Here is an 11,508-nt window from a genome sequence, read left to right on the forward strand (position 1 = left end):
TGCAAACAACCAATAACTGATGAAAAAAGTTCTTTCAGTACTCACTCTTATATTAATTGTTTTATCTGTTTGGTATACTTTTTATAGCAGTATGTCTCAACAAATTTCTGGTCTCAATACTCCTGAACAAGAATTTTCCACTTTGAGAGCACTAGAACATGTCAAAAAAATCTCCGAAAAACCCCATTACTTAGGTAGTCCAGCACACTCCGAAGTAAAGGATTATATTATAGAAGAGCTCAAAAAACTAGGCTTGTCACCAAAAATTCAGGAAGGTTTTTCTATCGGCGATAAGGGTAGTATGAGCAAACCTCAAAATGTGATTGCTAAAATCAAAGGCACATCAGAAGAAGGTAAAGCATTACTCCTTCTCTCACATTATGACAGTAGTCAACATTCTTCTTATGGAGCAAGTGATGCGGGAAGTGGAGTTGCGACTATTTTAGAAGGTATTAGAGCATATATAACTCAAAACAAAACTCCTAAAAATGATATTATCATATGTATTACGGATGGAGAAGAGTTAGGTCTAAATGGAGCTAATTTATTCGTATCAGAACATCCATGGATGAAAAATGTAGGTCTTGTGCTAAATTTTGAAGCTAGAGGAAGTGGAGGAAACTCCTATATGCTGATGGAAACCAACGGCAAGAATGGTAAAATGATTGAAGAATTTATAAAAGCAGATCCTCAATTTCCTGTAACAAATTCACTAGCCTATAGTATTTATAAATTATTACCTAACGACACTGATTTGACCGTTTTTAGGAGACACGGAGATATTGAGGGATATAATTTTGCTTTTATTGATGATCACTTTGATTATCATACCGCTAATGACACCTGGCAAAATCTAGATCTTAATACACTACAACATCAAGGTAGTTATTTAATGCCTTTATTAAGCTATTTTTCTAATTCTGATATTACAAATCTGAAATCAGAAGAAGACTTTTTATATTTTAACGCTCCAATATTTAAAGTTATTAAATATCCTTTTAGCTGGATTTATCCATTACTTGGTTTAGCAGTTTTCCTGTTTATAGGTTTCATAGTGTATGGAAAAGCTAGATTTCGTATTAAATTAGGAGAAATTGGAAGTGGGTTTTTAGCATTTCTTATTTCTGTAGGTTTAGCAGGGGGTCTAGGTTTTGGGCTTTGGAAATTAGCATTGATCATTTATCCAGAATACAATGATATTTTGCACGGTTTTCCATATAATGGATATTACTACATAGCGGGAGCTGTATTAATTGCTATAGCCGCTTTCTTTAAAGTATATAGTGTTTTTGATAATGAAGAGGAGTTGCCTAGTATATTGGTAGCACCCTTGTTTTTTTGGATAGTAATTTGTGGAGGTGCTGCTGTTTATTTAGAAGGTGCCAGTTATTTTATTATACCAGTACTACTCTGCCTTTTATGTCAGTTTGTATTGATTAATCAGAAAAGACCATTCCCGATATTAATGCTCATTTTATGCCTTCCTGCTATTTTTATGATTGTACCGTTTATCGCTACTTTTCCAGTTGCTTTAGGATTAAGAATAACTTTTGCCTCATCAGTATTAACAGTTTTACTTTGTACGCTCTTACTGCCTGTAGTTGGTTTTTATACTAAAAAAAGCATGTTAGGGACTATAGTTTTCATATTAGCATTGGTATGTCTTGGAGCATCTCACTTTAAATCTGATTTTACGGAAGAAAGACAAAAACCGAATAGTTTAGTATACATAGTGCATGAAGATCAAAATAAAGCCTATTGGGCATCTTATGACCATACTTTAGATTCATGGACTAAGAATTATATCGATCGCCTTAAAAACCTAGCTAAAGATTGGAATCAAAATACTATAGAAAGTAAATATAGTAATGCTTTCAACTATGTGAATAATGCTCCCATGAAAGATATTAAGTCTATAAAAGTTGAAACCTCTTTTGATAGTATACAGGGAGATAAAAGAATACTGGATATTTGCTTACGTCCTCAACGTGATATTAGCAGAATCGATTTGTTTATGCGTAAGTCTTTTAATTTTAAAAGTTTATTGGCAAATGGAGTTGCTCCAAAAAATGTAACAGATAAAGATGGATCTGTATACAATGCCTTCACTAATCGTTGGAGTAACCGTTTATTGACATATCACCTAAGAGATAATGAACCTTTAGAATTAAGAATGCAATTCCATAAGGATTCTGTGCCAGAAATTGTTATATATGAATCTTCATATGACTTACTAGAAAATGATCAGTTTTCTGTTCCAAAACGATCTGAAACGATGATTCCAAAACCCTTTGTACTTAATGATGCCATTACAATTAAGAAAACTTTGAGATTCGAGTACACTGAAAAACTTCAGGATTCTACATCTTTGCAAACAGATCAATCTACAAATTTATCAAAAGATAATGAGCAAACAGATTAGTATCCTGGGTACAGGCTGGTTAGGTTTACCATTGGCAAAAACCTTACTCAAAGAAAAATATAGTATTAAAGGTTCTACAACCTCAGCGCATAAATTAACAAGTTTAAAAGAGCTAGGCCTTGATCCATATATAATAAACGTTACAGAAAACGGCTCCAAAGGCTCCATTGATTCTTATTTGGAAGGGAGTGAAATTCTTATTATCAACATTCCTCCAGGCTTAAGAAAAAATCCAGAAAGCAACTTTGTGGGTAAAATTCAGCATTTAATTCCATTCATTGAGCAGTCAACTATCCAAAAAGTTCTTTTTATAAGTTCTACATCAGTTTTTGCAGATCTCGAAGGCTTTCCTTTAATTACATCAGAAACGCATCCAAATGCCATTTCAAATGCAGGTAAACAATTAATAGAAACTGAACAAATCCTGCTGGATAATCAAAACTTTAAAACTACCATTCTTCGTTTTGCTGGTTTGTTTGATACTAGAAGACATCCAGCAAGTATGCTTTCGAAAAGAAAAAATATCAAAAATCCGCTTGCGCCAGTAAATCTAATTCATAGAGAAGATTGTATAGGTATTATTAAAAAAATAATAGAAACTGATAGCTGGAATGATGCTTTTAACGGATCTTATCCAGAGCATCCAGAAAAAGCTAAATATTACAGTGCTATATGTGAGGAAATGGAACTTTCAATTCCGAATTATAACTATGAAGTTCCTTCAAAAGGGAAGATTATTGATTCAAAAAAGATTTTAGAAATTTTAGGGTACAATTTCGAGATAGACTTAAAATTAAAACTCTAAATCTTTTCAGATTTAGAGTTTTAAAGTCATTTATATTTTAAAAAGTTACCCTTTCAAACTAGCTTTCATATACTCACGATTCATACGAGCAATATTCTCTAAAGAAATTCCTTTTGGACACTCAATCTCACAAGCTCCAGTATTGGTGCAGTTACCAAATCCTTCTTCATCCATCTGATTTACCATAGCCATCACACGCTCTGTCGCTTCCACTTGCCCTTGAGGCAATAATGAAAACTGTGACACCTTTGCCGAAGTAAATAACATCGCAGATGCATTTTTACAAGCAGCTACACAAGCACCGCAACCAATACAGGTTGCTGCATCCATTGCCTCATCAGCATCCTCTTTACGTATAGGAATTGCATTAGCATCAATAGTATTACCTGAAGTATTTACAGAAATAAATCCTCCTGCTTGCTGTATACGATCAAAAGAACTTCTATCGATCATCAAATCCTTAACAACCGGAAATGCCTTTGCTCTAAATGGTTCGATAAAAATAGTATCTCCATCATTAAACTTACGCATATGTAATTGACAAGTAGTTACCAATCTATCTGGACCGTGAGGTTCTCCATTGATCTGTAAAGAACAAGATCCACAAATACCTTCTCTACAATCGTGATCAAATACTACAGGTTCTTCTCCTTTAGTGATTAATTCTTCATTTAACACGTCTAGCATTTCTAAAAAAGACATATCCCCTTCAATTCCTGAGATTGGATAATCTACTATCTTTCCTTTTGATTGAGCATCTTTCTGACGCCATATTTTTAATGTAAGATTCATAGCTTTTTATTTATAAGAACGTGTTTTTAATTCAATGTTTTCATATACCAAATCTTCTTTATGAAGCACAGCATCTTTAGGTTCTCCTTTATACTCCCAAGCAGATACATACTTAAAGTTTTTATCATCCCGTAATGCTTCTCCTTTTTGTTCACCGGATTGCTCTACTGATTCTTCTCTAAAATGCCCTCCACAAGATTCATTACGATCCAAAGCATCTTTTGCAAATAACTCTCCTAATTCAAGAAAATCTGCTACTCTTCCTGCTTTTTCTAATTCTGGATTCATACTATTAGCAGCTCCAGGAACTTTTACACTTTTCCAGAAATCTTCTCTCAAAGCAGCAATCTCATTAATTGCCTCTTTCAATTCTTTCTCATTACGAGACATTCCGCATTTATTCCACATGATCTTACCTAATTTCTTATGATAATAATCAACAGAATGTTCTCCTGATCCTCCCATTAGCTTTTCGATCCGATCTTTTACATCTTTCTCAGCTTGATCAAATTCAGGCGTATCTGTTGATATTTCACCAGTACGTATATCGTGCGATAAATAATCTCCAATAGTATATGGTAATACGAAATATCCATCTGCTAATCCTTGCATTAATGCAGATGCTCCCAATCTATTTGCTCCGTGGTCAGAGAAATTAGCTTCTCCTGCAGCATAACATCCAGGAACAGTAGTTTGTAGATTATAATCTACCCAAAGACCTCCCATTGTATAATGTACCGCAGGATAAATCATCATTGGTGTTTTGTACGGATTCTCATCCACAATTTTCTCATACATCTGGAATAAGTTACCATATTTCTCTTCGATAACCTTTTCTCCAAATTCTAATATTTGTTCTGCCGTAGGGTTATGAATACCAGAAGTCAATGCTTTTTCTTTACCGTATCGCTGGATAGCAGCAGCAAAATCAAGATACACAGCTTCTCCAGTTTTATTTACTCCAAAACCAGCATCACATCTTTCCTTAGCAGCTCTAGAAGCTACATCACGTGGCACTAAGTTCCCAAATGCCGGATAACGACGTTCTAAGTAATAATCTCTTTCCTCTTCGGATAACTGTATTGGTTTTAATTTACCGGCACGAATCGCTTCTGCATCTTCTATTCTTTTTGGCACCCAAATTCGACCATCATTACGCAAGGATTCAGACATCAATGTTAATTTAGACTGATGATCTCCCGATACTGGAATACAAGTTGGGTGAATCTGCGTATAACAAGGGTTTGCGAAGAAAGCTCCTCTTCTGTGCGCTCTCCAAGAAGCCATCACATTACTTCCCATTGCATTGGTACTTAAGAAAAATACATTTCCATATCCACCTGTTGCTAATACAACCGCGTGAGCAGAATGCCTCTCAATTTCTCCAGTAACTAAATTACGAGCAATAATTCCTCTTGCTTTTCCATCAACCTTCACAAGATCTAACATCTCATGACGATTAAAGGCTTTTATTTTCCCTCTATTAATCTGACGGTTCATTGCGGAATAAGCTCCAAGTAATAACTGCTGACCTGTTTGTCCTTTAGCATAAAAAGTACGAGATACTAATACCCCACCAAACGATCTATTATCTAATAATCCACCATATTCACGCGCAAAAGGTACTCCTTGCGCCACACATTGATCAATAATATTTCCAGAAACCTCTGCTAATCTATATACATTTGCTTCTCTGGAACGATAATCTCCTCCTTTTACAGTATCATAAAAAAGACGATAATTAGAATCTCCGTCTCCCTGATAATTCTTCGCTGCATTGATTCCTCCTTGTGCTGCAATTGAGTGCGCACGACGAGGAGAATCCTGATAACAAAATGTTTTTACATTATATCCAAGTTCTGCCAATGTAGCAGCAGCACTTCCTCCTGCTAATCCTGTACCAACAACTATAATATCGATATTACGCTTATTGGCAGGGTTCACCAGGTTAATTGTATTTTTATGTTTTGTCCACTTATCTGCCAGTGGACCTTCTGGTATTTTAGAGTCTAAAATTGACATAATAGTGGTTTTAGTGATTATGATTAAAATGAAGTACTAAGGATATGATTATAAACCCTAGAGGGATTACAATCGCAAATACCTTAGCAAACTTAGTAGCTCCAACAGAAAATTTATTATTGAAACCAACGGATTGAAAAGATGATGCAAATCCGTGCCATAAGTGCAATGCCAAGAAAACAAAAGATAAGACATATAATCCGGTACGTACTGGGCTTACAAATTTCTCTGTTAGCTCATGGTAGTAACGTGATGGGTCTTCTGGTGCAAACTCTATATACTTATGCACTATTTCTGGAATCCAGAAATCGTAGAAGTGTAATCCTAAAAATGCTAAAATCACCAATCCCGAAAGAATCATGTTTCTAGACATCCAAGAAGCACCAGCTCCTCCATTATAATTAGCATATTTAACTGCTCTAGCATTTCTGTTTCTTATTTCCAAAACAAATCCCATAACAAAATGGAAAACCACTCCAAAAATTAATACTGGCTGCAGTGCAAACTGAACTACTGGATTTGTCCCCATAAAATGTGATAATTCGTTAAAAGTATCTGGGCTAAAAACAGAAGTAAAATTGATGGTAAAATGCTGTAATAAGAAAAATACTAAGAAAAGTCCCGAAAGTGCCATTGCAACTTTTCTAGCTATTGAAGATTTTATCAATCCACTCATTATAAAGAATGTTTAAAAATTTGATTAGCAAAAATAAGCTTCAAACTTGTTTTTAACAAGATTTTGAACCAGTAATACAGTATTTATAATGAATTAAAATAGATTTCAAATTTTGTTGAGTTTTCATTACGAAATCGTTTGAAATAAAGGGACAACTTTAAACAAAAAACAATGTTTTTCCTGCAATTCTATTAATCTGACCTCATAAATCATATAAAATTCATACTTCCATCTATTTCATCAACATTATTAGACTCACATTTCAAAACTAATATTGCTAAAAGAAACTCTAAAACAGTTGGTTATCTATTCTATAAATTAGGAAAAGCCGAAAAACACTACTTTTGAATAATGATCATCCTTTAAATACATTACTTTTTTGGTGAAACAATTTCAACTAACATTTATTCTTTTAGTACTTCTATTTAATTCGGAGAATACAGTAGCAACCACACTTCAATCAATTATTCCCGATAGTTTAAAAACAAAATCGCCTGAAGAATTAATAGCGTATCTACAGTTTTCAAATCCTACAGAAAGTAAAATATATGAAATTGTTCTTTCCAATCTTTCTATTGACAACTCCATTTTAGCAGAACACTTTTATAGTGTTTCTGATAGTTTTTATGAAAAAGGACAATACGATCGTAGTATTTACTATTTAGACAAAGCAATCAAATCTGTAAGAGACATTAAAAATGATTCACTTCTATGCAAGTATTTTATCGCATCCGGCAATTCATATTTAAAGGATTGGAAGAATCAAAAATCACTTGATTACTATAACAAAGCCTTAAATATTGCTCACAATAATGGGTATATTAGAAATGAATTTATTACAAATTCGAGCATATCCATTATTTTAAGAAGAATGGGGCAGCTTGAAAAAGCTTTAAAAGTTTGTAAAAAATCATTAAAACTTACGGAAAACTCAATTGATAAAAATACCGAAAATCATGTTAGACTTCTTAATATAATAAGTGAAATTTATTTGGATCAAAAAAAATACGATTCGGCTAATCATTATGCAGACATTGGTTTAGAAATGTCGAAATCATTAGATTTCTCTATTGGATCGATTGATTTATACACAAAAAAAGGGGTTGTATATTCTCACAAAAATGAAGCTTCTAAAGCATTATTGTGCTTTCATAAAGCTGAAGAAATTCTCATTAACAAGAAAATTACTCAAAAAAAATCGATTTTAAATGTTAATTATTTTCTCGCAAATTATTTTTATAAGGAAAAAAAATATAAAAAAGCAATTACTTATTTAAATAATATTATATCGATTTTAGAAGAAAAAGACGCTCGAAACATAAGAGTTCTTGAGACCTATATATTATTAGCAAACTGCTATTCTGAAATAGATAAAAAGAATGAAGCCATGCATTGGTTTCAAAAAGTTGTTATGCTACAAAATCAGTTTCAAGAAGCAAAAAATCAAACGATAACAAAATTACATAATCAAGATATCGGTGATTTAGAAAATCAAATGAAGTTGCTTAAAAGCAAAGGAATAAAACAAGAATATTACAAAGAATTGATATTCTATATTTTATTGGTAGTCTCTCTTATTTTGATATTTTTTGTTTTTAAATACTTCCAAAAACAAAAAAGTAATACCCAACAATTTAATCAATTGATAGAAAAAATAAACTCGTTAGAATCAAAAGAAAAAAACATTCCGCAAACCGTTATAATTAATGATGAAAAAGTAAATGCTGTATTGGAAGGGTTACATAAACTGGAAAATCAAGAATATTTCCTGAATACGGATTGTGATCTTAGATCTATGTCAAAAAAAGTAAAAACAAACACTACTTATTTATCAAAAATTATCAAAACACATAAGGCAGATAGTTTTAACGATTATATTAACGATCTAAGAATCGAATATGCGCTTAAAAGATTAAAAAACGATAAAAAATTCAGGTCTTTTTCTGTGAAATCAATTGCCTTAGATATTGGTTATAAAACTGATAATTCTTTTACCAAACATTTCAAATCTAAAACAGGATTAAACCCTTCCTATTATATCAAAAAAATAAATAACCAGGATCAAAACCGTTAAAATTTCATAGCATTAAGCAAATTCTTCTAAAAGATAAAAACATTACTAATTAGCTCATAATTCTTACCTTAATTTCTTTAAAATACGGTTATCTATTTATGAATTCCCGTGTATAAAAAGTACCTTGAAAATATACTCATTGGAGTACATATAAAAAAAGTCATTCAAAAAGATTAAGATTATGAAAACAAAACAAAAAAGCACTATTACCCTAAAAAAGCTTACTATAGCTAAGATCAATCATGATACAATGGTAAAAATAAAAGGCGGAGAGTGTGATCCTACAAAACCTGACACAGGAAGTCATTGGACTCACTGCAATTGTCCTGATGTGTTCTAAAACATAGTACAAATAAACCTACTTGGTTTACTACTATTTTTACATCCGTATTTTACACAAAATACGGATGTTTCATTTTTTTACACCTTGATTTCGATATAACTTGAGTTGAAAATCAACATACGATGCGTACTTGATTTTTGACAAGGGCAGACCGAAAACCTTTTAATAGAGTAGGCAAATAATTTTAATAATTTAAAAACTCAAAATTATGTTATCTAAAATTCTAGAATTAAAAAATGTTGAACAGTTAGACAAAAAACAGCAAAAAGGCATTAAGGGAGGTACTATACAATACCCTATTGGTTGTCAAACAAGAAGAGATTGTTTTATAGTGACTGGAGAGTTTGATTGGTCTTGCGAAATAGCATATCCATATGCACTACATAAAATCTGCAAACCTTTATAAACATTTATTTCTTATCTATAAACCCTGAAAGTTTCGGGGTTTTTTTATACCTTCTTTTTTTGATTTAAAACTTATGAGGAATATCCACACAAAATTGCCAAACGTATCTACTACGATTTTTACTATAATGAGTAAAATGGCCGCAGAACACCAAGCGATTAATCTATCTCAAGGATTTCCAAATTTTGAAACTGATAAAAAATTAATTGATTTAGTTACTGTAGGAATGCAGCAAGGATATAATCAATATGCCCCAATGTCAGGTTTATCGTCTTTAAAGGAAGTAATTGTAGAAAAAACAAATTCACTTTACAGTAGTGATTACCATCCTGAAACAGACATAACTATTACCTCTGGTGCCACACAAGCTATTTTTACGATTGTTTCGGCATTTATTCGTTCTGGAGATGAAGTTATTATTTTTAAACCAGCCTATGATTCTTATGAACCTTCTATAGAATTATTTGGCGGAACGATCATTCCAATTCAGTTATCAGCACCTAATTTCTCTATTGACTGGAAGGAAGTTGCCAATAAAATTACTTCTAAAACAAAAATGATCATCATTAACACCCCTCACAACCCAACAGGAACTGTTTTATCAAAAAACGATATGTTTCAGCTGGATACTTTATTAAAAAACACAGATATCATTTTACTAAGCGACGAAGTCTATGAGCATATAATTTTTGATGGTCAAGAACATCAAAGCATCGCCAGGCTTCCTGGATTAGCAGAAAGAGCTTTTATCACTGCTTCTTTTGGTAAAACGTTTCATACAACTGGCTGGAAAATGGGATATTGTATAGCTCCAAAAGAGCTGATGATAGAATTCAGAAAAGTACATCAATTCAATGTATTCTGCAGTAGTCACCCTATGCAATATGCATTAGCTGAATATTTAAAAACTTCAAATCACTATTTATCGTTGCCTAGTTTCTATCAGGAAAAAAGGGATCTATTCTTATCACTAATCAAAGATTCCAGGTTTTCTTTTACACCCGCGGCAGGAACATATTTCCAATTATTGGATTATTCTGCTATTACTGACGAAGGCGACGTGGTTTTCGCCAAAAGATTAACAAAAGAACACAAAATTGCTTCTATCCCTGTTTCTGTATTTAACCTAGATCAACAAGATGATAAAGTCTTGCGATTTTGCTTCGCAAAGACAGAAGATACTCTGAAACGCGCCGCGGAAATTTTGTGCAACATATAAAATCTTATCGATTTCCTTTCAGCGCATTATAGTTTATCAAAACAACTTCGACTTTTTCATCATTCAGAATCTTTTTGGTAGTGAAAAAATCTATATTAATGAAAGGAACCAGTATCCAAATATATTTTCTGCGATTCGGGAAATGTTCTTTTATTATATGATAATCACGATGATTTGTAGAAATGCCTATTGCTGGTTGTTCACTGATGTTTTTTTGAATCTCTAGTATTGTGGTGAGCAGTTTATCTCCATCTCTTTTCCTTAAATCATATGGCAAATAATAACTAGTTTTAAACCCTTCTTTGGTAAATATTGGTAATGCTTCCGGATAGCGAGTTTCGATTAAAATATTTTGCAAAGGATAATTTCTTTTTCTAAAAATCCGAAGTAACTTATCTAATATATCATTAGCTTCAACCTTATTCAGGTTTTTAATATCTAACCACAACAATGGATATTGTTTTTCATCCAAAGTGTTAAGATAATCTTCGAACTTTAGACCTACCGATTCTGAAGTTGAATGATTTACATCGAAAAAATCTCCTTCTGTATCATATATTAAGTCTAATTCTATTCCTTTAAAATATCGTAATGCCGAATGAAGTTTTTCTGTACTATTAGCTCTATGCGCCCATATTTTATTATAGTGGCCAAGAAATTCTAATTTATATGGACTTAGATGATACAATAATAATAGTATCAATAATACAACTGTAATAACAACTCTAAACTTGGTCTTTTTAATCATA

At 32.4% G+C, this 11,508-nt stretch carries 10 protein-coding genes; 6 read left to right on the plus strand and 4 right to left on the minus strand.

Features of this window, described 5'->3' with window-relative positions:
- Positions 1 to 19: 19 nt before the first annotated feature.
- Together Q0921_RS15995 and Q0921_RS16000 are read left to right on the plus strand one after the other, a co-directional pair.
- Complete coding sequence (locus Q0921_RS15995; RefSeq protein ID WP_299258605.1) at positions 20 to 2,422, plus strand: M28 family peptidase; 2,403 nt, start codon at positions 20 to 22, stop codon at positions 2,420 to 2,422.
- Entirely contained in the window at positions 2,406 to 3,227 is an 822-nt protein-coding gene (locus Q0921_RS16000) for an NAD(P)H-binding protein (RefSeq protein ID WP_299258607.1), read from the plus strand. Before Q0921_RS15995 ends, Q0921_RS16000 begins: the two co-directional genes overlap by 17 nt.
- Positions 3,228 to 3,272: 45 nt before the next feature.
- Here the strand turns inward: Q0921_RS16000 and Q0921_RS16005 are convergent, their stop codons facing one another.
- Genes Q0921_RS16005 through Q0921_RS16015 form a run of 3 tightly spaced genes read right to left on the minus strand, consistent with a single transcriptional unit; the run spans position 3,273 to position 6,717 of the window.
- On the minus strand, positions 3,273 to 4,019 hold the full coding sequence (locus Q0921_RS16005; RefSeq protein WP_299258610.1) for a succinate dehydrogenase/fumarate reductase iron-sulfur subunit: 747 nt from the start codon (positions 4,017 to 4,019) through the stop codon (positions 3,273 to 3,275).
- 6 nt (positions 4,020 to 4,025) lie between these two features.
- Positions 4,026 to 6,041 (minus strand): fumarate reductase/succinate dehydrogenase flavoprotein subunit, encoded by a 2,016-nt coding sequence (locus Q0921_RS16010; RefSeq protein ID WP_299258612.1) that lies wholly within the window; start codon positions 6,039 to 6,041, stop codon positions 4,026 to 4,028.
- A gap of 10 nt (positions 6,042 to 6,051) precedes the next feature.
- Entirely contained in the window at positions 6,052 to 6,717 is a 666-nt protein-coding gene (locus Q0921_RS16015) for a succinate dehydrogenase cytochrome b subunit (protein ID WP_299258614.1), read from the minus strand.
- A 382-nt stretch (positions 6,718 to 7,099) separates the two neighbouring features.
- Here Q0921_RS16015 and Q0921_RS16020 point away from each other — a divergent pair, with 382 nt between their 5' ends.
- The 4 genes from Q0921_RS16020 (at position 7,100) to Q0921_RS16035 (ending at position 10,759) form a co-directional block, all read left to right on the plus strand.
- Positions 7,100 to 8,791 (plus strand): helix-turn-helix domain-containing protein, encoded by a 1,692-nt coding sequence (locus Q0921_RS16020; RefSeq protein ID WP_299258616.1) that lies wholly within the window; start codon positions 7,100 to 7,102, stop codon positions 8,789 to 8,791.
- A 181-nt stretch (positions 8,792 to 8,972) separates the two neighbouring features.
- Positions 8,973 to 9,131, plus strand: a complete 159-nt coding sequence (locus tag Q0921_RS16025) for a hypothetical protein (RefSeq protein ID WP_299258618.1) — start codon at positions 8,973 to 8,975, stop codon at positions 9,129 to 9,131.
- Positions 9,132 to 9,342: 211 nt separating this feature from the next.
- Complete coding sequence (locus tag Q0921_RS16030) at positions 9,343 to 9,540, plus strand: hypothetical protein (protein ID WP_299258620.1); 198 nt, start codon at positions 9,343 to 9,345, stop codon at positions 9,538 to 9,540.
- Positions 9,541 to 9,613: 73 nt separating this feature from the next.
- Positions 9,614 to 10,759, plus strand: a complete 1,146-nt coding sequence (locus Q0921_RS16035) for a methionine aminotransferase (RefSeq protein ID WP_299258622.1) — start codon at positions 9,614 to 9,616, stop codon at positions 10,757 to 10,759.
- Between the two features lie 4 nt (positions 10,760 to 10,763).
- On the opposite strand, the gene Q0921_RS16040 is transcribed toward Q0921_RS16035, so the two are convergent.
- Complete coding sequence (locus tag Q0921_RS16040; protein WP_299258624.1) at positions 10,764 to 11,507, minus strand: hypothetical protein; 744 nt, start codon at positions 11,505 to 11,507, stop codon at positions 10,764 to 10,766.
- Position 11,508: the final 1 nt, after the last annotated feature.

The sequence above is a fragment of the uncultured Aquimarina sp. genome, assembly GCF_947496855.1.
Taxonomy (GTDB): Bacteria; Bacteroidota; Bacteroidia; order Flavobacteriales; family Flavobacteriaceae; genus Aquimarina.